Source organism: Microbacterium capsulatum (assembly GCF_030865425.1).
GTDB lineage: Bacteria > Actinomycetota > Actinomycetes > Actinomycetales > Microbacteriaceae > Microbacterium > Microbacterium capsulatum.
On sequence record NZ_JAVFCB010000005.1, the window covers coordinates 308,159 to 327,849 of the forward strand.

The 19,691-nt window shown below is 71.1% G+C and carries 20 protein-coding genes; 8 read left to right on the plus strand and 12 right to left on the minus strand.

The annotated features are described in order from the left end of the window. Positions 1 to 117 precede the first annotated feature (117 nt). Positions 118 to 1,737, plus strand: a complete 1,620-nt coding sequence (groL, locus tag RBR11_RS11035; protein WP_308489379.1) for a chaperonin GroEL — start codon at positions 118 to 120, stop codon at positions 1,735 to 1,737. Positions 1,738 to 1,828: 91 nt separating this feature from the next. Here the strand turns inward: groL and RBR11_RS11040 are convergent, their stop codons facing one another. From RBR11_RS11040 to RBR11_RS11080, 9 genes are all read right to left on the minus strand, one after another. Then, a complete protein-coding gene (locus RBR11_RS11040) occupies positions 1,829 to 2,116 on the minus strand; it encodes a WXG100 family type VII secretion target (RefSeq protein ID WP_308489380.1) in 288 nt (95 codons plus the stop codon). A gap of 150 nt (positions 2,117 to 2,266) precedes the next feature. Further along, positions 2,267 to 3,973, minus strand: a complete 1,707-nt coding sequence (locus RBR11_RS11045; RefSeq protein WP_308489381.1) for a sensor histidine kinase — start codon at positions 3,971 to 3,973, stop codon at positions 2,267 to 2,269. 3 nt (positions 3,974 to 3,976) lie between these two features. Next, a complete protein-coding gene (locus RBR11_RS11050) occupies positions 3,977 to 4,669 on the minus strand; it encodes a response regulator transcription factor (protein ID WP_308489382.1) in 693 nt (230 codons plus the stop codon). Positions 4,670 to 4,724: 55 nt separating this feature from the next. Next, positions 4,725 to 5,078: an alkaline phosphatase family protein gene (locus tag RBR11_RS11055; protein WP_308489408.1), complete on the minus strand. Its 354-nt coding sequence runs from the start codon at positions 5,076 to 5,078 to the stop codon at positions 4,725 to 4,727. A gap of 118 nt (positions 5,079 to 5,196) precedes the next feature. Beyond that, entirely contained in the window at positions 5,197 to 5,901 is a 705-nt protein-coding gene (locus RBR11_RS11060; protein WP_308489383.1) for an HAD family hydrolase, read from the minus strand. Further along, positions 5,898 to 7,001: an ABC transporter ATP-binding protein gene (locus tag RBR11_RS11065; protein WP_308489384.1), complete on the minus strand. Its 1,104-nt coding sequence runs from the start codon at positions 6,999 to 7,001 to the stop codon at positions 5,898 to 5,900. Before RBR11_RS11065 ends, RBR11_RS11060 begins: the two co-directional genes overlap by 4 nt. Continuing rightward, positions 6,998 to 7,837: an ABC transporter permease gene (locus RBR11_RS11070; protein ID WP_308489385.1), complete on the minus strand. Its 840-nt coding sequence runs from the start codon at positions 7,835 to 7,837 to the stop codon at positions 6,998 to 7,000. The genes RBR11_RS11065 and RBR11_RS11070 overlap by 4 nt, the downstream gene beginning before the upstream one ends. Next, positions 7,825 to 8,742 (minus strand): ABC transporter permease, encoded by a 918-nt coding sequence (locus tag RBR11_RS11075; protein WP_308489386.1) that lies wholly within the window; start codon positions 8,740 to 8,742, stop codon positions 7,825 to 7,827. Before RBR11_RS11075 ends, RBR11_RS11070 begins: the two co-directional genes overlap by 13 nt. After that, on the minus strand, positions 8,742 to 9,893 hold the full coding sequence (locus tag RBR11_RS11080; RefSeq protein ID WP_308489387.1) for an ABC transporter substrate-binding protein: 1,152 nt from the start codon (positions 9,891 to 9,893) through the stop codon (positions 8,742 to 8,744). Before RBR11_RS11080 ends, RBR11_RS11075 begins: the two co-directional genes overlap by 1 nt. A gap of 236 nt (positions 9,894 to 10,129) precedes the next feature. On the opposite strand from RBR11_RS11080, the gene RBR11_RS11085 reads away from it, so the two are divergent. The 4 genes from RBR11_RS11085 to RBR11_RS11100 all read left to right on the plus strand — a co-directional run bounded on the left by RBR11_RS11085 (position 10,130) and on the right by RBR11_RS11100 (position 12,980). Beyond that, positions 10,130 to 10,855 carry a GntR family transcriptional regulator gene (locus RBR11_RS11085; protein WP_308489388.1) on the plus strand — a complete coding sequence of 242 codons (726 nt, stop codon included), beginning with the start codon at positions 10,130 to 10,132 and terminating at the stop codon, positions 10,853 to 10,855. Between the two features lie 83 nt (positions 10,856 to 10,938). Then, entirely contained in the window at positions 10,939 to 11,532 is a 594-nt protein-coding gene (locus tag RBR11_RS11090; RefSeq protein ID WP_308489390.1) for an NADPH-dependent FMN reductase, read from the plus strand. 59 nt (positions 11,533 to 11,591) lie between these two features. Continuing rightward, entirely contained in the window at positions 11,592 to 11,726 is a 135-nt protein-coding gene (locus tag RBR11_RS11095; RefSeq protein WP_308489391.1) for a hypothetical protein, read from the plus strand. Between the two features lie 33 nt (positions 11,727 to 11,759). Then, positions 11,760 to 12,980, plus strand: coding sequence for an NAD(P)/FAD-dependent oxidoreductase (locus RBR11_RS11100; protein ID WP_308489392.1), 1,221 nt, complete (start codon positions 11,760 to 11,762; stop codon positions 12,978 to 12,980). Positions 12,981 to 13,011: 31 nt separating this feature from the next. Here the strand turns inward: RBR11_RS11100 and RBR11_RS11105 are convergent, their stop codons facing one another. The 3 genes from RBR11_RS11105 to RBR11_RS11115 all read right to left on the minus strand — a co-directional run bounded on the left by RBR11_RS11105 (position 13,012) and on the right by RBR11_RS11115 (position 16,899). After that, on the minus strand, positions 13,012 to 14,655 hold the full coding sequence (locus RBR11_RS11105) for a DNA repair helicase XPB (RefSeq protein WP_308489393.1): 1,644 nt from the start codon (positions 14,653 to 14,655) through the stop codon (positions 13,012 to 13,014). Positions 14,656 to 14,881: 226 nt separating this feature from the next. Further along, positions 14,882 to 16,606 (minus strand): helicase-associated domain-containing protein, encoded by a 1,725-nt coding sequence (locus RBR11_RS11110; protein ID WP_308489394.1) that lies wholly within the window; start codon positions 16,604 to 16,606, stop codon positions 14,882 to 14,884. A gap of 17 nt (positions 16,607 to 16,623) precedes the next feature. Beyond that, positions 16,624 to 16,899, minus strand: coding sequence for a multidrug ABC transporter ATPase (locus RBR11_RS11115; RefSeq protein ID WP_308489395.1), 276 nt, complete (start codon positions 16,897 to 16,899; stop codon positions 16,624 to 16,626). Positions 16,900 to 17,013: 114 nt separating this feature from the next. Between RBR11_RS11115 and RBR11_RS11120 the strand changes: the two genes are divergently transcribed. The 3 genes from RBR11_RS11120 (at position 17,014) to RBR11_RS11130 (ending at position 19,665) form a co-directional block, all read left to right on the plus strand. Next, the gene (locus tag RBR11_RS11120) at positions 17,014 to 17,394 is read left to right on the plus strand and encodes a cold-shock protein (RefSeq protein ID WP_308489397.1); all 381 of its coding nucleotides are present in this window, start codon (positions 17,014 to 17,016) and stop codon (positions 17,392 to 17,394) included. Further along, positions 17,378 to 18,241, plus strand: coding sequence for a DUF3027 domain-containing protein (locus RBR11_RS11125; protein WP_308489398.1), 864 nt, complete (start codon positions 17,378 to 17,380; stop codon positions 18,239 to 18,241). Before RBR11_RS11120 ends, RBR11_RS11125 begins: the two co-directional genes overlap by 17 nt. Positions 18,242 to 18,435: 194 nt before the next feature. Beyond that, positions 18,436 to 19,665 carry an integrase core domain-containing protein gene (locus tag RBR11_RS11130; protein ID WP_419956798.1) on the plus strand — a complete coding sequence of 410 codons (1,230 nt, stop codon included), beginning with the start codon at positions 18,436 to 18,438 and terminating at the stop codon, positions 19,663 to 19,665. The last annotated feature ends 26 nt before the right edge of the window (positions 19,666 to 19,691 follow it).

Below are 19,691 nucleotides of genomic sequence, written 5' to 3' on the forward strand. Positions count from 1 at the left end.
GGCGCGCCCTCCGCCAGCGGCTTGCACTCTCAGGGGTCGAGTGCCAGACTGGGTTTAGCACTCGACTGACCTGAGTGCTAAACCCTATGTCTACGTCCAGGAGGGACGACAGAACTCATGGCAAAGATCATCGCTTTCGATGAGGAGGCCCGTCGCGGCCTCGAGCGCGGCCTGAACATCCTGGCCGACGCGGTCAAGGTGACCCTCGGCCCGCGTGGCCGCAACGTCGTGCTCGAGAAGAAGTGGGGCGCCCCCACGATCACGAACGACGGCGTCTCCATCGCCAAGGAGATCGAGCTCGACGACCCGTACGAGAAGATCGGCGCGGAGCTCGTCAAGGAGGTCGCGAAGAAGACCGACGACGTCGCCGGAGACGGCACCACCACCGCCACCGTCCTCGCCCAGGCGCTCGTCCGCGAGGGTCTGCGCAACGTGGCCGCCGGTGCCGACCCGATCAGCCTGAAGAAGGGCATCGAGAAGGCCGTCGCCGCCATCACCGCCGAGCTGCTCGCCTCCGCCAAGGAGATCGAGTCCAAGGAGGAGATCGCCGCCACGGCTTCCATCTCCGCCGCCGACACCGCGATCGGCGAGCTCATCGCCGAGGCGATCGACAAGGTCGGCAAGGAGGGTGTCGTCACCGTCGAGGAGTCGCAGACCTTCGGCACCGAGCTCGAGCTCACCGAGGGCATGCGCTTCGACAAGGGCTACCTGAACCCGTACTTCGTCACGGACCCGGAGCGCCAGGAGGCCGTCTTCGAGGACCCGTACATCCTCATCGCGAACCAGAAGATCTCGAACATCAAGGACCTTCTGCCCGTCGTCGACAAGGTGATCCAGGACGGCAAGGAGCTCGTCATCATCGCCGAGGACGTCGAGGGCGAGGCTCTCGCGACGCTCGTGCTGAACAAGATCCGCGGCATCTTCAAGTCCGTCGCCGTCAAGGCCCCGGGCTTCGGCGACCGCCGCAAGGCGCAGCTGCAGGACATCGCGATCCTCACCGGCGGCACCGTCGTCACCGAGGAGGTCGGCCTCAAGCTCGAGAACGCGACCCTCGACCTGCTGGGCCGTGCGCGCAAGGTCATCGTCACCAAGGACGAGACCACGATCGTCGAGGGTGCCGGCGACGCCGAGCAGATCGCCGGTCGCGTGACCCAGATCCGTCGCGAGATCGAGAACACCGACAGCGACTACGACCGCGAGAAGCTGCAGGAGCGCCTCGCCAAGCTCGCCGGCGGCGTGGCCGTCATCAAGGCGGGCGCGGCCACCGAGGTCGAGCTCAAGGAGCGCAAGCACCGCATCGAGGACGCCGTCCGCAACGCGAAGGCGGCCGTCGAGGAGGGCATCGTCCCCGGTGGTGGCGTCGCGCTGATCCAGTCCGGCTCGAAGGCCCTCGCGGGCCTGGAGCTCTCGGGCGACGAGGCGACCGGTGCGAACATCGTGCGCGTCGCGATCGAGGCTCCGCTGAAGCAGATCGCGATCAACGCGGGCCTCGAGGCCGGCGTCGTGGCGCACAAGGTCTCGGAGCTCCCGGGCGGACACGGCCTGAACGCCGCGACCGGCGAGTACGGCGACATGTTCGCGCAGGGCATCATCGACCCGGCCAAGGTCACCCGCTCGGCGCTGCAGAACGCCGCGTCGATCGCCGGCCTGTTCCTCACCACCGAGGCGGTCGTGGCCGACAAGCCGGAGAAGGCTCCCGCCATGGCGGCCGACCCGTCCGGCGGCATGGACTTCTGACCCCAAGCCCATCTTTTTGAGAAGCCCCTCCGGATCCGTCCGGAGGGGCTTCTCCGCGTCCGCGCCGATCCTCCCGCTCTCGGGGGTTCGCTCAGCGGAACAGCGAGGCCGAGTAGTCCTCCGCCTGCGCGTACTGCTGGCCGGCGGCGTTCAGCGCCTGCGCGATCGCGGCCAGCGCCTGTTCCAGGTGCGCGGCGGCGCTGCGCCACTGCTCGGCGGCGCTCTGGCAGGCCACCGCGGCCGAGCCGGTCCACGACGACTGCAGACCGGTGAGCTGGCCCATCATCGTCGCGGATTCCGCCTGGAGTCGTTCGGCGGTGCCGCGCACGGCGTTGGTCGCGGCGAACACGGCCTCGGTGTCAACGGTGAAGACGGACATGAGGGGATCCTTTCGTCGGGTGTGCGTTGTGCAGACGACGCTAGGGACCCGGACCCCCGTACGGGTCGCCGGTCGTGCGACCGGTGCGGAACCTCGTGCGGCCGGCCTCTGTGCAGGACGAGCGCGCGCGGAGCGTCCGTCGCGTGCCGCTCAGCGCGGCAGGTCGAGCGGCTCGATCGGCTGGGTGTCCTGCAGCAGGTGCTCCGGGGTGGAGCGGGGAGGTGCGAGCGGCAGCGACACGGTGAAGGTCGCTCCGCCGCCCGGCGTCTCGGTCACCTGCACCGCGCCGTTCAGCGCGCGCACGATCGAGGCGACGATGGCGAGCCCAAGGCCCGCGCCGCCCGTGTCGCGGGTGCGGGAGGAGTCCGCGCGCCAGAAGCGCTGGAAGATCTGATCCCGGATCTGCTCCGGCACGCCCTCGCCGTGGTCGACGATCGAGAACCAGCCGACGCCGCGGCGCCGGTCCGCGCCGATGACGACCTCGATCGGCGAGTCGCCGGGGGAGAACCGGCGGGCGTTGCCGAGCAGGTTCGCGATCACCTGGCGCACCTTGTTCTCCTCGCCGAGCACGATCGGCGGGGTCTGCACCGGGACGACGACGGCCTCGGAGAAGTCGATCTCCGGCAGTGCCGGGAACTCCCGGGGGCGGCGGCGCAGGATCGCCGGGATCCGCCCGCGCACGGGCACGGAGCGCGTCGTGGTCGCGGACGGCGAGGGGGCTTCCGGCGGCGTCTGCGCGGGCTCCACGTGCCCCTCCGCGGTCGTGTCGACGACCGAGACGGGCCGCAACGGCGCGGCGGCGCGCAGGTCGAGGGCGGCGTCCTGTGCGAGCGGGCGCAGATCGAGCGGCTCGATCGTGAGCTCGCGCTGCTCGTCGAGGCGGGCGAGGGCCAGCAGGTCCTCGACGAGCACACCCATCCGCAGCGCCTCCTTCTCGATCCGGTCCATCGCCCTGGCGGTGTCCTCGCCGGGATTGATCGCGCCCATCCGGTACAGCTCGGCGTAGCCGCGCACGCTCACGAGCGGCGTGCGCAGCTCGTGGCTGGCGTCGCCGATGAACCGGCGCATCTGCTGCACGCTGCGATCCCGCTGCGCGATCGCGACGTCGACCCGGTCGAGCATCGTGTTGATCGCGCTGTTCAGCCGGCCGACCTCGGTCGTCGGCTCGAGGTCGGTGAGGCGCTGACTGAAGTCGCCCGCGGCGATCGCCATGGCGGTGGACTCGACGCGTCCGAGTCTTCGGAACGTCAGCGTGACGAGCCCCCGGGTGAGCAGGGCAGCGATGATGATCGTGACGAGGGCGACCGTCGTGAAGACCCCGAAGAACGTCGCGATGATCCGGTCCACCTCGTCGAGCGACAGGGCGACGATCTGCGTGTAGGTGATGTTGGTCGCCGCGTCCTCGCGGACCGCGACGGCCGCGCGGAACTCGGATCCGTCCTCGGCCGTCAGCACCCGCGGGTCGGTGCGCTCCGCGTCGGCGGTCGCCGTCGCGAGCGGGTAGGTGGCGGGGAAGTCGGGCTTGGCCGCCTTCGGGGAGCCGCCGCCCGAGTACACCAGCTGCCCCTCGGTGTTGTAGATCGCGACGAAGTAGTCGGTGAGGCGCAGCGTCTCGTCCTTCAGCGTCACCGTGAAGCCGCCCGTGCCCTTCGCGGACAGGGTCGCGAGGTCGCTCGTGACGAGCGTCGGCAGCTGCGACTCGACGTTGCTGATCAGGAGGTTGCGCAGGATCGGCGTGGTGCCGATCCCGGTGACGATCAGCCCGAGCGCGAGCACGCCCACGGTGACGCCGGTGACCTTGGCCCGCAGGCTGATCCGGCGCCACCACCGCGTGATCGCGTCAGGCTTGCTCGCCATCCGTTACGCGGGCTTTCCCACCTTGAGCATGTAGCCGAAGCCCCGCTTGGTCTGGATGACCGGCTCCTCGGTGTGCGGATCGATCTTGCGACGCAGGTACGAGATGTAGCTCTCCACGATGCCGGCGTCGCCGTTGAAGTCGTACTCCCAGACGTGGTCGAGGATCTGCGCCTTCGACAGCACCCGGTTCGGGTTCAGCATCAGGTAGCGGAGCAGCTTGAACTCGGTGGGGCTGAGCTCGATCGGGGAGGAGCCGACGAACACGTCGTGCGTGTCCTGGTCCATCGACAGCTCGCCGGCGCGGATCACGGACTCCTCGTCGGCCTGCATCGTTCGGCGCAGGATGGCCTGGGCGCGGGCGACGATCTCGTCGAGCGCGAAGGGCTTGGTGACGTAGTCGTCCCCGCCCGCGTTCAGCCCCTCGATCTTGTCCTCGGTGTCGTCCTTCGCGGTGAGGAACAGGATCGGGGCCGTGAATCCGGCGCCGCGCAGGCGCTTGGTGACGCTGAACCCGTTCATGTCGGGGAGCATGACGTCGAGGATGATGAGGTCGGGCTCCTCTTCCAGCACTGCGGAGATCGTGGCGGCGCCGTTGGCGACCGTCTTCACCGAGAATCCCGCGAAGCTCAGGCCCGTGGAGAGGACATCGCGGATGTTGGGTTCGTCGTCGACGACCAGGATGCGCGCTTCAGTCATGCCCCCATTATGGTGACCCGATCGTTGTTCGTGCTGATTTGGGGGCCGACTCCGCTCATGACTGCGGCGCGCGCTCGGCCAGGATCAGGTCCATCAGCTCGTGCGGGGCGACGACGGCCAGCCACTCCCGGAGCCGTCCGGTGGTCGTCCACCGCGAGATGAACGAGGTGCGCTCGGCGGCCGAGTCGCCGCCGTGCCCTCCGGTGTCCACATGCCCGTGATCGGCCACGACGACGAGGATCCAGCGCTCGCCGCCCGCGTCTGCGCGGCGCTGGACCGCGTCCTGGTTCCGGGACACGAGCCGGTCGACGCGCGCGAGGGCCTGCTGGTACCGCTCGCTGAGCGCACCGTGGACGTGGCCGGCGTCGTCGATGTCGCGGTGATCGCCCTCGGCCGCGAGTGCGCGCAGGCTCGGTGCGGGCGGGGAGTCCGCGGCGAGGTCTCAGCGCAGGCCGTCGATGCCGATCAGGACGATACGCGACCGTGTGCCGGAGGAGCTCCGGACGGGATCCGGGGCGGTGCGGAGTTCAGGCATGATGCTCCCATTCGTGCCGCTCCCGTGCGCCCTCGGCGAGGGGGCGGGAGTCGGCGAGCAGGCGGGCGAAGGTGTGCAGGGTGACGGCTTCCAGGGACGGCAGGAGCGCACGGCCCGGCGCCGCATCGAGCTCCGCGGTGGAGGGCACCGCCACGACCGGACATCCCGCGGCCTCCGCGGAGGCGATGCCGACGGGGGAGTCCTCCACGGCCACGCAGTCCGTCGCGGCGACGCCGAGCAGTCGTGCGGCTTCCAGGTACGGATCCGGCCACGGCTTCGACCGGGGCGCGTCCTCGTCTCCGACGACCACGGCGAACAGGTCCCGGCCGAGGACGTCCCGGACGAGCTCCACCACCCCTCGCGGCGACGCCGAGACGATGGCGGTGGGAATGCCTTCGGCCGCGAGCAGCTGCAGCAGCGCCAGGGCGCCGGGACGGGGGACCACGTCGCGCGCCACCAGGGCGGTGAACAGCGCGTCGAGCCGGGACGCGATCTCCGCTGCCGGATCCGCTCCGGGGATCGTGGCGTGCAGGTGCGCGGCGGTGTGGGCGGAGGGTCGCGCGGTCACCTCGGCCTCGTCGTCGACGGTGAGGGTCCGGCCGAGATCGGCGGCCACGGTCGCCGTCGCGTTCCACCACAGGCGCTCGGTGTCGACGAGAGTGCCGTCCATGTCGAACAGCACGGCGGCGGGCCTCATGCGGCGACCGCCGCGGCGGAGGGCACGTCGATGAGGACGGGAGCGTCCGGAAGCGCGAGCACGACGCTCGCGCCGATGCCGAGCGCCCCGGCCGTCTCGGCGGGGACATCCGCGATCACCTCGCGGCCGTCGTCCGTGCGCGCCGTGACCCGCACGGTCGCGCCCAGGAACGACGCTGCGACGACGCGCAGGGGGCCGGCCGGATCCGGGGTGAGCCGGACCCGCTCGGGGCGGACGAGCAGGTCGACCTCCACTCCGGCGCGCGGGGTGGTGCCGGAGAGGCTGTGCCGCACGGCGTAGGTCGCGCCGAGCGACTCGACCTCGATGCCCCGGCGCGTGATCCGCCCCGGCAGGCGATTCATCGCGCCGACGAAGCCCGCCACGAACGGGGTCGCCGGGGCCTCGTAGAGCTCATGCGGCGTCGCGCACTGCTCCAGCCGGCCGCCGCGCATGACGGCGACGCGGTCGGACATGCACAGCGCCTCCTCCTGATCGTGCGTCACGAAGAGCGTCGTGATGCCGAGCTCCTGCTGGAGGCGCCGGATCTCGTCGCGCAGGGCCTGGCGCACCTGGGCGTCCAGCGCGGACAGCGGCTCGTCCAGGAGCAGCACGCGCGGCTCGAGCGCGAGGGCGCGGGCGAGCGCGACGCGCTGCTGCTGGCCGCCGGAGAGCTGCCGCGGCAGGCGCCCGCCGTGCGCGGGCAGCCCCACCAGCTCCAGCAGCTCGTGCGCGCGCTGTCGCCGCTTCGCAGAGGGCATTCCGCGCATGCGCATCCCGAAGGCGACGTTCTCGGCGGCGGTGAGGTGCGGGAAGAGGCTGTACGACTGGAACACCATGCCGACGTCCCGGCGGTGCGCGGGGGTCGCGGAGACGTCGCGCCCGTCGAGGAGCACGGCGCCGGAATCCGGCTGCTCGAAGCCGGCGACCATCCGCAGCGCGGTGGTCTTCCCGCAGCCGGACGGCCCGAGCAGGGCGAGCATCTCTCCCGGGACGAGCTCGAGGCTCAGCCCGTCCAGGGCGACGGCGGCGCCGAAGGAGCGCCGCACGTCGCGGAACTCGAGGGTGGCGGCGGGGCGGGTGCGACTGTCCGAGACGATCACCGGAACTCCTTCGACTGACGGGGGCGGCCGACCTTGGCGACCGCGAGGACGATGAGCCAGGTGCCGATCAGGCCGACCATGGAGACGGCGACCGACAACTGGGCGTGGGAGCCGCTGATCCCGACGGTCCACACGGCGAACGGCTGGTAGCCGAGCAGCGCGGCGACCGCGTACTCGCCGAGGACCAGGGCGATCGTGAGGAAGGCCACGTTCAGGAGCGCGACGCGGATGTTGGGCAGGATCACGTGGATCAGGGTCTGCGGCCAGGTGGCGCCGCACGACCGCGCGGCTTCGGCGAGCACCTTCACCTCGACGGCGTTGAGCCCGGCCTCCAGCACGGTGTACGCGAGGGGGAGCGCCATCAGGGCGAGCGCGCAGACGAGGATCACCGGGAAGGCGGGCGACTGCAGGGCGGCCAGGAGCGGGAAGGCGGGCGTGTCGTAGAGCAGATCCGTCCCCCAGCGCAGCACCGTGGTGATCCCGGCGCCGAGGGCGACGGCCGGAACGACCAGCGGGAGCATGCAGAGTGTGGCGATGAGCGGCTTCAGGCGCGGCGCGGCCAGGCGCACCGTGAGCAGGGCGGGCAGCAGCAGTCCGAACACGAGCACGATCGTGCCGAGCGCGAGCAGCGCGGTCAGGACGAGGCTCTGCCCGGCGCCCGGGGCCGTGAAGATCCCGGCGTAGGCGTCGAGGGACGGCTGCTGCCGGGGGTCGCCCAGGCCGACGGTGAACGCGAGGGCGCACAGGATCGGCAGCAGGAAGTACACGGCGGCGGAGGCCAGCGTGACCGCGTGCGCGAGTCGCGCCGGCCGGGAGAGGGACGTCACGAGAGCCACGCGGAACTCCTTCGCTGAAGCAGCAGCTGGATGCCCATCACGACGGCGGCGACCACGATCATGTCGACGCTGAGCGCGAGGGCGATGTTGCCCTGCCCCACCAGCACGTCGCCGGTGAGCGCCGACGCGATCTTCACGGTGACGAGCGGGATCGAACTGCCCACCATCGCGGCGGCCGTCGCGTAGGCGCTGAAGGCGCTGCCGAAGAGGAGGACGAATCCGCTGAGCAGAGTGGGCAGCAGGATCGGCAGTGCGACGTGGCGGAAGTACTGCACCCGGGTGGCGCCGCTGTTCTGCGCGGCCTCCCGCCACTGCGGACGCAGGCCGTCCAGGGCAGGAGCGAGCGTGAGCACCATCAGCGGGATGAGGAAGTAGCAGTACACCAGGCCGAGTCCGCCGAACGTGTAGAGCGACCAGCCCTTGTCCGTCAGGTGGAACAGATCGGTGAGCAGACCCGCGTTGCCGAGGGTCGCGACGAAGGCGAAGGCGAGCGGCACGCCGCCGAAGTTCGCGATCACGCCCGACGCCGACAGCACGGCGTCGCGCAGCCCGCGGATCGGGGACGCGACCACGACGTGCGTGAGCGGCAGGGACACGATCGTGGAGATCCCGGCGGAGACCGCCGAGAGCTGGATGCTGCCGAGGAGGCTGTCGAGGTAGGGACCGTCGAAACTCGCCGCGAAGCCGGCCGTGCTCAGGGTGACGGCGCCCGCGTCCGTCGTCACGGTGAGGGCGCCCACGAGCATCGCGACGACGGGCAGGCCGAGCGCGATGAGCAGGAACGCGAGCAGTGGTGCAGCTCCCAGCCAGGCGGGGGCGCGGCGGGCGCGGGGAGCGGAGTGCGCCCCGCGCCCGGCTCCCGCCGTCGCCTCGGCGACGGCGGGGCCGGACGCGACGGCGGTCATCAGGAGACGGCCTTCGTCCAGCCGTTGGAGACGACGGCCTTCGCCGCCTTGCCCTGCTCCTCGCTCGGGAAGGAGGTCGTCTTCTCGGAGACCTGGGGCAGGTGTGCCAAGGCGTCCGTGTCGACGGTGCCGTCGGCGATCATGACGGGCAGCAGCACCGGGCGCGCGTAGCCCTTGAGCCACAGGTTCTGACCCTCGGTGCTGTACAGGAACTCCTGCCACAGGCGGGCGGCGGCGGGGTGCGGAGCCCACTTCACGATCGCCTGGGAGTAGTACTGCGCGAAGACGCCGTCCTTCGGGACCTGGACGTTCCAGGTGATCCCCTTGGTCTTCAGCTCATCGGCGTACGCGGCGTTGCGGTAGTCCCAGACGACCGCGATCGGCGTCTCGCCCTTCTCCATGGTCGCGGGCGTCGCCTCGACCGGGTTGAAGTTGCCGCTGCGGGTGAGCTTCGTGAAGAAGTCGAGACCGGGCTGGATGTTCGCGAAGGAGCCGCCGTTCGCGATCGCGGCTGCATACACGGCGCCGAACGCGGAGGCCGACTTCACCGGGTTGCCGCTGAGCGCGACCTTGCCCTTGTACTGGGGGTCCAGCAGATCCTTGAACGTGGTGGGGCAGGTGGTGACGCGCCCGGCGTCGCAGCCGATCGACACGTAGCCGCCCATGTCGTTGTACCAGAGCCCCGTCTTCTCCTTCTGGCCGGCGGGGATCTTGGCGAAGGAGGCGACCTGATAGGGCGCGAGCAGCCCCTGCTGCGCGGCGGCGACGTCGAAGTCGTGGCCCACGTCGATCACGTCGGGGGAGCGGTCCTGGCCCTTGCGGGAGGCGACGGCGTTGATCTCGTCCTGGCTGGAGGCGTCCGGGTTCTCCACGTTGACCGTGATGCCGTACTTCTTCTGGAACGTGGAGATCACTTCGCCGTAGTTGGCCCAGTCGTTCGGGAGGGCGATGGCGTTCAGCGACCCCTCCTTCTTGGCGGCGGCGATCAGGGCATCCATGCCGCCGCCCGCGGTCGCCGAGGTGGCGGTGCGCCAGTCGCCGTGACCGGCGGCTGAGGGCGATGCGGACGGGGTGCCGGAGCAGGCGGCGAGGCCTGCCAGCAGAACGGCGGCGGCCGCGACGGCAGCGCCCTGGCGGATGATGGACTTCATGCTCATCTCCTTGAGTTGGCTATACAACTTGCAGGAACCACGGTCGTCGCCGGAGGTGACGTCCCGGTGAACGGCCGGGCGACGGGCGGGAAATCTTCGGCGTCGAGAGAGGGTCCTACCGCGCCTGGTTCCGCGGCCCGGTGTGCGGCCGATACGGTGGATCGATGGACGGCACGGCGGACGCAGGCAAGAACCCCGGGACTCGCACGGGGACGGGAGACGCGCGATATCGCGAGGTGGCAGCCAACATTCGCGCCTCGATCGAGTCCGGCGGATTCGGCATCGACGGGCGCCTGCCCAGCGAGGAGCGTCTGGCCGAGGAGCACGGCGTGTCCCGTGGCACGATCCGTGCGGCACTGGCCCTGCTGCGCGCGAACGGCGTGGTGACCTCCCGGCGCGGAACGCGTCGTGTCGTGCTCGGCACCGCGCGGACGCAGAGCTTCGAGGAGCTGCTCAGCTTCACCGCGTGGGCCAGGGCGCACGGCGAGGATCCGGGGGCGCGCACCCTCCGGGTCCAGCGGCGACCGGCGTCCGCGGTCGAGCGCGAGCGGCTCCAGCTGGAGCCGGACGCCGAGATCGTCGAAGTGCGCCGGCTGCGGCTGCTCGGACGGACGCCGGTGATGCTGGAGCGGACGATCTATCCCGCGCGGATCGGGGAGGCGATCGCCGGTCTGCCGGCGGAGTCGCTCTCGCACACGGCCGTCCTCGACGCGGCGGGCCCGGTCTTCGCCGACAGCGAGCACATGATCGATGTGGTCGCGGCCGACGAGATCGATGCCGAAGCGCTCGGGTGCGCCGTCGGAACCGGTCTGCTGCGCGAGATGCGGCGGACGACGGATCCGTCCGGCGTGCCGCTGCTGTGGTCGGAGGACCGGTTCCTCCCCGGCACGGTGTCGTTCACCGTGCACAATTCCGCGACCGTGACCGCGCTCGCGCGGCGCCGCGCGCATCCCGAGGTGTGAGGGCCGGCTCCGGCGAGGACGCGGGTCCGATCCGGCCGATCCCGCCCTGGCGTCGCCGCCGTCGCGGGGTGCAGAGTGAACCCATGAACATCGACATCATCGAACACGAGCCCCCGTACCGTGTCGGCGTGATCGTGGGCAGCCTGTCCCGCGAATCGATCAACCGCCGCCTGGCCAGCGCGCTGGTGAGACTGGCGCCGCCGGAGTTCGAGTTCTTCGACATCCCGTTCGCCGATCTGCCGCTGTACAACCGCGACCTGGACGTCGACTATCCCCAGGTCGCACTGGATTTCAAGGCTGCCGTCGCGAGTGCCGACGCGATCCTGTTCGTCACCCCGGAGTACAACCGCTCGCTGCCCGGCGCGCTGAAGAACGCGATCGACTGGGGCAGCCGGCCGTGGGGTCAGAACGTGTGGGCGAACAAGCCGACCGGCGTGATCGGCGCCTCTGGCGGCTCGATCGGCACCGCCGTGGGCCAGCAGTCGCTGCGCGCCACCCTGAGCTTCCTGAACGTGCGCCAGATGACCGCGCCCGAGGCCTACATCCACTACACGCCGGGCCTCGTCGACGACGACGGGAACGTCACGGTCGCCTCGACCGAGGAGTTCCTGCGCGCGTACATGACCGCCTTCGCCGAGCACATCCTGCGCGTGCTCACCGTCATCCCTCGCCCCTGACGCCCCGGATCCGATCCGTTCCGCCCTCTTCCCCTCCGGCGCGCGGTAGCATCCCGACCATGGACGACGAGGACGGCGGTGGGGACGCCGCCTGCTGGCTCTCGCGCGTGTGCCCGGAGTGCGGCGCACTGCTCGACGACCTCGCCGCCCCCTGCTGGAGGTGCGGTCTGAAGCCCGGCGACGTGCCGGCCTGACCTGCGCCGCGACTGCGAGGAAGGGTGTGTGCCATGGACGATCCGATCGTCATCGTCGGGGGCGGGCTCGCGGGCGGGACCGCTGCGCGGACGCTCCGCACCGAGGGCTTCGAAGGGCGGATCCTGCTGTACGCCGCCGAGCAGCATCGGCCGTATCAGCGGCCGCCGCTGTCGAAGGAGTTCCTCACCGGGGCGAAGGACCTCGACGTGGCCTACCTGCAGGCGGAGGGCTGGGAGCAGGAGAACGGCGTCGAGCTGGCCGCCGGCACCGCGGTGTACGAGCTGGATCCGGACGCCCACGAGGTGGTGCTGGAGAACGGCGAGCGGATCCGCTACGGCGCACTGCTGCTGGCGACCGGCTCCCGGCCGCGGCGCCCCGCGTTCGACGGGGTGCACGCGGCCGGCGTGCACCTGCTCCGGACGATCGAGGACTCCGAGACGCTGAAGGCGGAGCTCGCGCCGGGCGGACGTCGCGTGGTGATCATCGGCTCGGGCTGGATCGGGCTCGAGGCGGCCGCTGCCGCCCGCGGCTACGGCAACGAGGTCGTGGTGCTCGGTCGTGAGGAGATCCCGCTCGCCAACGTGCTCGGCGAGCGGATCGGATCCCTCTTCGCCGACGTGCATCGCGCGCACGGCGTCGACCTGCGCGGCCCGGTCGACGTGGTCGGCCTCTCCGTCGCGAACGGGCGGGTCACCGGGGTGCAGACCGCCGACGGCACGGTCGATGCCGACGTCGTGGTGATCGGCGTCGGCGCGCTCCCGAACACCGCGCTCGCCGAGGATGCCGGGATCGCGGTGCAGAACGGGGTGCTCGTCGACGAGCACCTGCGCACGAGCGCCCCGGACGTGTTCGCGGCCGGCGACGTAGCGAACGCCTACCACCCGTTCGTCGACACGCGGATGCGCAACGAGCACTGGAACAACGCCCTGACCGGGGGCAAGGTCGCCGCCCTGTCGATGCTCGGCCGGGACGCCGCGCACGAGACCGTGCCCTACTTCTACACGGACCAGTTCGAGATCGGCATGGAGTACGCGGGCTACCCGCCGCTCGCGCGGGACGCCGAGGTCGTCTTCCGCGGCGACCCGGTGAGCGGCGAGTACGTCGCGTTCTGGCTGCACGAGGGCGCGGTCGTCGCCGGCATGAACGTGAACGTGTGGAAGGTGAACGCGAAGATCAAGGCGCTCATCACGAGCCGCCGGGTCGTCGACGTCGCGCGTCTGACGGACCCGGAGATCCCGATCGACGAGGTCTGAGCCGCGGGCGGCATCGGGCGGACGTGCCGGCTCAGGCCGCCTGCAGGTCGTGCGCGTCCATGATCGTGTAGCTGTAGCCCTGCTCGGCGAGGAAGCGCTGACGGTTCTGCGCGTAGTCCTGGTCGACCGTGTCGCGGGCGATGAGCGTGTAGAAGCTCGCGGTGTGCCCGGACTGCTTCGGACGCAGCAGGCGGCCGAGGCGCTGGGCCTCCTCCTGTCGCGACCCGAAGGATCCGGAGACCTGGATCGCGACGGAGGCCTCGGGCAGGTCGATCGAGAAGTTCGCGACCTTCGACACGACGAGCAGCTCGATCTCGCCCTCGCGGAACTGCCGGTACAGCTCCTCGCGCTCGTCGACGGGCGTCGCGCCCGTGATCGACGGCGCCTGGAGCGCCTCGGACAGCTCCTCGAGCTGGTCCAGGTACTGCCCGATCACCAGGATCCGCTCGCCCGGGTGCTTCGCGATGAGCTCGCGCACGGCGGTGATCTTCGCGGGGGCCGATGCGGCGAGCCGGTAGCGCTCGTCGTCGGTCGCGGCGGCGTACTCCAGGCGGTCGCTCGGCGGCAGGTCGACGCGCACCTCGTAGCAGGCGGCGGGCGAGATGAAGCCCTGCGCCTCGATCTGCTTCCAGGGCGCGTCGAAGCGCTTCGGCCCGATCAGGCTGAACACGTCGCCCTCGCGGCCGTCCTCGCGGACCAGGGTCGCGGTGAGCCCGATCCGGCGGCGCGCCTGCAGGTCGGCGGTGAGCTTGAACACGGGGGCGGGGAGCAGGTGCACCTCGTCGTAGACGACCAGACCCCAGTCCATCTCGTCGAGCAGGCTCAGGTGCGCGTACTGGCCCTTCCGCTTCGCGGTGAGGATCTGGTAGGTCGCGATCGTGACCGGCTTGACCTCCTTCACCTGCCCGGAGTACTCGCCGATCTCCTCCGCCGTGAGGCTGGTGCGCTTGATCAGCTCGTCCCGCCACTGCCGCGCGGACACCGCGTTCGTGACCAGGATGAGCGTGGTCGTCTGGGTCGCGGCCATGGCACCGGCTCCGACGATCGTCTTGCCCGCGCCGCAGGGGAGCACCACGACGCCGGATCCGTCCTTCGCGTAGGCCTCGACCGCCTGGCGCTGGTACGGACGCATCTCCCATCCGTCCTCGGCGAGGGTGATCTCGTGCGGGGTGCCGGGGGTGTAGCCGGCGAGGTCCTCCGCGGGCCAGCCGATCTTCAGCAGTTCCTGCTTGATCTGGCCGCGGGCCCACGCGTCCACGACGTAGGAGTCGGGGGAGGGATGCCCGATGAGCAGGGGCTGGATCCGCTTGTTCCCGGCGACCTGGGTGAGCACCGCGGGGTCGGAGGAGCGCACGATCAGGGCGCCCTCGTCGTCGCGCTCGATCACGAGCCGGCCGTACCGGTTCACGGTCTCGCGGATGTCGACGGACACCGACGGCGGCACGGGGAAGCGCGACCAGCGGTCCAGCGTCTCCAGCATGTCCTCGGCGGTGTGCCCGGCCGCGCGGGCGTTCCACAGGCCCAGCCGGGTGATCCGGTAGGTGTGGATGTGCTCGGGCGCGCGCTCCAGCTCGGCGAAGATGGCCAGCTCGTGGCGGGCGCTCTCGGCGTCGGCGTGCGCGACCTCGAGCAGCACGGTGCGGTCGCTCTGGACGATCAGCGGGCCATCAGACATAGCGAACAAGTCTACCGGTCGCGTCGGAGTGCGGGGTTCGGGGCCGCGGTCCGGGGCGGGGCGCCTCGCCCGGGGACGCGGTCCGGGGTGGGGCGCCTCGACCGGGGTCGTTGAGCGAGGACGGCGGAGCCGACCGAGACGGAACGCGGTTTCCCCGGATCGGCGCGTTTCGTCTCACTCCGCCTACGGCGGTGCTCGCTCAACGACCGTGGAGGGCGGCCGTCCGTCAGGATCCGGACTCCTCGATCGCCCGGGTCTTCAGGATCGAGCGGATCGGGAGGGTGCGCTCCACGTCGCCGGCCAGGTCGCGGCCGCGCAGCCGGCCGCCGCCGAAGCCGGTGACCTCGAGCACGAGCTCACGGGCGGATCCGTCGGGCATCGCGACCTCGACCGCGAGGACCGCGCGCTGCCGTGCCGCGTGCTCGAGCTCCCGCTCCAGCCAGGCGGTGTCGACGTCGACGCCGCGCGCCTCGCGGAGCCGGGCGATGAGCGGCGCATAGCGGATCTGCGGCGACTCGACCTCGACCGGCGTCACGGCCGGGGCCCGGGTGGGACGTTCGACCCGGCCGTCCGCGTCCACGAGCGCGGCCGGGTAGTGCTCGTCCGTGAGCGCCCAGAACACGGTGTCGCGGTTGACCCGGGTGGTCAGGGCGTCGCCCTCGCGGACGAGCCCCAGCGGGCGCAGCGCCTGGTCCACGCCGATCGCCTCGAGCAGGTGCGGATCGCGGCTGCGGATCCGGGTGCGTCCGGAGCCCGGATCCGTGCCCACGCGCACCTGGCCGTGCCGGCCGGCGCTCTGCGCGAGCAGGTACCGCAGCGGCTGCGGGACGCCGGTGAGCGAGATCCCCTCGAGGAACGCGAGCACGTCCTCCTCGGACTCCCCGGCCGAGAGGGCGCCCGCGAGAGAGTCGGCGGTGAACCGGTAGGACGAGGCCTGGCTCGCGGATTCGCGGACGGCCATGCCCCGCAGTCGCAGGTCGAGGGCCGGCAGCAGCGGCCCCGGCGCAATCGCGGTGAGGTCGTTCTGCAGGAAGATCCGGTCGACCTCGGCGGGCACATGCGGGGTCAGCGCCGACGCATCGGGGGTCTCCCCGCGACGGGCGGCGGTGGCCCACGGCGTCTCGGCGTCCCCGTCGGCGAACAGGCCGAGCAGACCCGCCTGACGGGTCAGGGACTCCGCCCGGGCCGGCCAGGCGGCGTTCCACGGGTGCTCGCCCGGCCACAGCGCGGGTGGGATCCAGCCGCCGGCGGCGGAGCGCAGCGCCGACGGGAGCGCGTCGCGATAGCCCGCCACGAGCCGGGCCCAGCGCTCGGGCCCGGGCAGGTGCAGCCACGCCGCCCCCGCGTCGGTCAGCTGCAGGGTGCGCCCTTCGTGCCGGAGCAGACCGGCGTCCGTGCCGAGCGCGAGCAGATCGTCCAGGAGCAGCGGATCGTCGGGCAGGCCGCGCTCCGCGAGGCGTCGCTTCTCGGACAGCCCCACGGTTCCGCCGGCGAGCAGGGCGAACGGCGTCTCCTGGGCCAGCAGGAGGGCGTCGGCGAGGGCGGCGACCGCGGTGAAGGCGCGCTCGGCGGCCCGCGCAGCGGCTGTCCCGTCCGCGGGACGCGGATCGTCACCGCCGTCGGCCTCGGGGATCTCCCGGCCGGCGACCGCCGCCGCGACCGGAGGGGTCACCTGCGATCCGGCGGAGATCAGGGCGAGGGCCTGCAGTGCTGCGGCCACCGCACCCGGATCCTCGCCCTCGGCGGCACGGACCAGCCCCGTCGCCTCCGCCCTGGTGAGGTGCGGCAGGATCCGCGCGAGAGATCCGGCGTCCAGCAGCGCCTCGGCGGCGTCGAAGAAGTCGTTCCAGGTCGCGTCCGGGCGCACTTCGCGCCGCGCGAACAGCGTTGCAAGGTCGGCGTCGGTGCGCGCCGACAGCGCCTCGGCGAGAAGGCGCGCGTGCGTGCTCATGGTCGTAGCGCGCGGCGTCAGGAGCGCCGGGCCGCGCGACCTCTCCGCACGAAGCTCATGATGAGGAGCGCCACGATCATGAGGAACGCGATCGGCAGGCCCCAGAACGGGAAGACTCCGACGATCGGCCAGGCGCCGTGCGTGAAGTCCGCCTGCTTCATGCCCACGGCGGTGCCGATGATGATCGTGAAGAAGCAGATCACGGACAGCGCCGCGAGCCCGAGAGCGCCGAACGTGAGGAACCGGTCGATCGCGCGGATCTCGGGCTCGTCAGAGGGCGGCGGAGTGCTCATCCGTCTCAGCCTACCCGCTCCGCGCCGGGTAGGCTGGTGGGGGTGCGGTCCTTCCGCACGCGTCCAGATCGGGTCCTCCGGGATCCGCCGTTCCACATGCAGCGAGGTTTTCCCATGCCCACCGGCAAGGTCAGGTTCTACGACGACGAGAAGGGGTTCGGCTTCATCTCCACCGATGACGGCCAGGACGTCTTCCTGCACGCCACGTCCCTCCCCGCCGGAGCATCCGTGAAGGCGGGCACCCGCGTCGAGTTCGGCGTCGCCGACGGCAAGCGCGGTCTGCAGGCGCTGTCCGTGCGCGTGCTCGAGGCGCCGGTCAGCCTCGCGAAGTCCAAGCGCAAGCCGGCCGACGACATGGCCGTGATCGTCGAGGACCTCGTCAAGCTCCTCGACGGCATCGGCGGCGACCTCCGCCGCGGCCGCTACCCCTCGTCCAGCCACGGTCGCAAGATCGCGGCGGTGCTGCGCAACGTCGCCGATGACTTCGATGCCTGAGCCCGGATCCGACGAGGCCGCCGTCGAGGAGATGCTGGCCGAGGAGTTCCTCGACGAGGACATGGCCGTCGAGGCTCCCGTTGTCGAGGGCGCCTCATCCGAGGCGCCGTCCGACGAGACGCCGTCCGACGAGGTGCCCGTGGCGGACGAGACCCCTGCCGAGGCCGCCGTCGTCAGCGAGCGCCTGCTCGGCGCGCGCGACCTGGCGCTCGCCGCGCTGCACGAGATCACCCCGGCGTCGACCGTCGGGCCGCCGGCCGGGTATCTGCCCGAGTTCGATGGCGTCATCTCGCTGCGGTTCGAGAACCGTCTGGCCGGCTACCCCGGCTGGTACTGGACCGTGACCGTCGCGCAGGTCGGCGACGAGGAGCCCACCGTGCTCGAGGCCGAGCTGCTGCCCGGCGCCGGCGCCCTGCTGGCGCCCGAATGGGTGCCGTGGGCCGAGCGCCTCGCGGAGTACCGCGCGCACCAGGCCGAGCTCGCGGCCGAGGCGGAGCGCGAGTCCGGGGAAGGATCCGACGACGAGGCGGACGAGGTCTCCGTCGACGCGTTCGACGACCAGGACGAGGAGGATGTCGACTCCGAGGAAGACCTGGACGATGACTCCGAGGACGACCTGGACGATGAGGACGAGGACGACGACATCTCCCCGCGCCTGCATGCCGGGGACCTGGATGGCGTCGACATCGACGAGCTCGACGAACCCGACTCCGACGACGAGGGCGACTCCGACGACGACGACGAGGACGACTCCGACCACGAGGACGACGATCTCGACGAGGACGAGGACGACGACCTCGGCGAGGACGACGACCTCGAGGAGGACGACGACTCCGACGAGGAGTGATCCTCCCGCTCGCGCTGCTCTTCCCTGACGACGCGATCATTTCCTGACTGCGCACCGTTCGCGCCGTCCATTTCTGTCGGCGCGCTCGAAACCTTCGCTGTTATGTCTCAGGACTTCGGTGACGGTTCTGTATCAGGACATCGGTGACAGTTCTGGGGGTCTTGGTGGTGACACTTCTCGGCTCAGATTGAGCGGTGTCGAAGAATGAACCTGTTGATGCGCGTGTCCGTCTCGCGATCTCTCGTTGGCCTGCGGATGCTCCGCGTGGGGCGGTGACGTCGTTTTGTCGAGAGCACGAGATCTCGCGGAAGACGTTCTATGTGCTGCTCGCTCGTGCGCGGGAGAAGGGCCCGGCGGCGGTGCTGGAGCCGCAGTCTCGTCGTCCGTCCGCGTCGCCGGCGAAGATCGGCGAGGAGGTGAAGCGGAGCGCGCTGGACGTGCGGGCAGCGCTGGAGCGATCCGGGCTCGACTACGGGCCGATCAGCGTGCACGACAAGATGACATCGATGGGATTCACGACCCCGTCGATCGCCTCACTCGCACGGATCTTCCGCGAAGCGGGCGTCGCCCGGGTGGAGCCAAAGAAGAAGCCGCGGTCCGCGTTCCGACGGTTCGTGTATCCCGCTCCGAACGCGTGCTGGCAACTCGATGCGACCGAGTACGTCCTCGCGGGCGGACGGACCTGCGTGATCTTCCAGCTCACCGATGATCATGCTCGTCTCGCGGTCGCGTCGCATGTCGCGAGGGCGGAGACGAGCAAGGGCGCGGTCACGGTGATGGAGAAGGGGATCGCCCGGCATGGGGTCCCGCAGCGGCTCCTCACGGATAACGGTGCCGCATTGAACCCGCACCGCCGCGGCATCGTCAGTCAGCTCGTCGCCTACGTGAGCACGCTCGGCGTCGTCGCGATCACCGGGAAGCCCGGGCACCCCATGACCCAGGGCAAGAACGAGCGATTCCACCAGACCCTGTTCCGATGGTTGGACAAGCAGCCCCTCGCCGGGACGATCGAGGAACTCCAACATCTCGTGGACCGGTTCGACGTGATCTACAACACCGAGCGCCCGCACCAGGCGCTTCCCGGTCGGAGCACCCCGCAACAGGCCTGGGACGCGACACCGAAAGCTCCCGCGCCAGAGCCAGACCCTGACGCTGCCACCCATCCCGGGGCGACTGGAGATGCCGTCCGGATCGTCCGCACGCACGGCGACATCAGCATCCGCGGCACCACATTCCAACTCGGGAACGAGTTCGCCGGCACTCAAGTCCACGCGATCTGGAACCCCGCCCTGATCATGATCTTCGACGAGCGCGGCACCCTCATCATCGAACACCCCTGGCCACAACCCGGCACCCGCTACGTCGGCAACGGCAGACCCCGAGGATCGGCCCCCAGAAGACGCCCACTGTCACCGATGTCCTGAGACACCAACTGTCACCGATGTCCTGA

What these genes read in the sequence shown, in the direction of transcription:
- groL (WP_308489379.1), top strand. Translation starts at nt 118, where the DNA reads ATGGCAAAGATCATCGCTTTCGATGAGGAGGCCCGTCGCGGCCTCGAG.
- RBR11_RS11040 (WP_308489380.1), bottom strand. Translation starts at nt 2,116, where the DNA reads ATGTCCGTCTTCACCGTTGACACCGAGGCCGTGTTCGCCGCGACCAAC.
- RBR11_RS11045 (WP_308489381.1), bottom strand. Translation starts at nt 3,973, where the DNA reads ATGGCGAGCAAGCCTGACGCGATCACGCGGTGGTGGCGCCGGATCAGC.
- RBR11_RS11050 (WP_308489382.1), bottom strand. Translation starts at nt 4,669, where the DNA reads ATGACTGAAGCGCGCATCCTGGTCGTCGACGACGAACCCAACATCCGC.
- RBR11_RS11060 (WP_308489383.1), bottom strand. Translation starts at nt 5,901, where the DNA reads ATGAGGCCCGCCGCCGTGCTGTTCGACATGGACGGCACTCTCGTCGAC.
- RBR11_RS11075 (WP_308489386.1), bottom strand. Translation starts at nt 8,742, where the DNA reads ATGACCGCCGTCGCGTCCGGCCCCGCCGTCGCCGAGGCGACGGCGGGA.
- RBR11_RS11080 (WP_308489387.1), bottom strand. Translation starts at nt 9,893, where the DNA reads ATGAAGTCCATCATCCGCCAGGGCGCTGCCGTCGCGGCCGCCGCCGTT.
- RBR11_RS11090 (WP_308489390.1), top strand. Translation starts at nt 10,939, where the DNA reads ATGAACATCGACATCATCGAACACGAGCCCCCGTACCGTGTCGGCGTG.
- RBR11_RS11095 (WP_308489391.1), top strand. Translation starts at nt 11,592, where the DNA reads ATGGACGACGAGGACGGCGGTGGGGACGCCGCCTGCTGGCTCTCGCGC.
- RBR11_RS11100 (WP_308489392.1), top strand. Translation starts at nt 11,760, where the DNA reads ATGGACGATCCGATCGTCATCGTCGGGGGCGGGCTCGCGGGCGGGACC.
- RBR11_RS11105 (WP_308489393.1), bottom strand. Translation starts at nt 14,655, where the DNA reads ATGTCTGATGGCCCGCTGATCGTCCAGAGCGACCGCACCGTGCTGCTC.
- RBR11_RS11110 (WP_308489394.1), bottom strand. Translation starts at nt 16,606, where the DNA reads ATGAGCACGCACGCGCGCCTTCTCGCCGAGGCGCTGTCGGCGCGCACC.
- RBR11_RS11115 (WP_308489395.1), bottom strand. Translation starts at nt 16,899, where the DNA reads ATGAGCACTCCGCCGCCCTCTGACGAGCCCGAGATCCGCGCGATCGAC.
- RBR11_RS11120 (WP_308489397.1), top strand. Translation starts at nt 17,014, where the DNA reads ATGCCCACCGGCAAGGTCAGGTTCTACGACGACGAGAAGGGGTTCGGC.
- RBR11_RS11125 (WP_308489398.1), top strand. Translation starts at nt 17,378, where the DNA reads ATGACTTCGATGCCTGAGCCCGGATCCGACGAGGCCGCCGTCGAGGAG.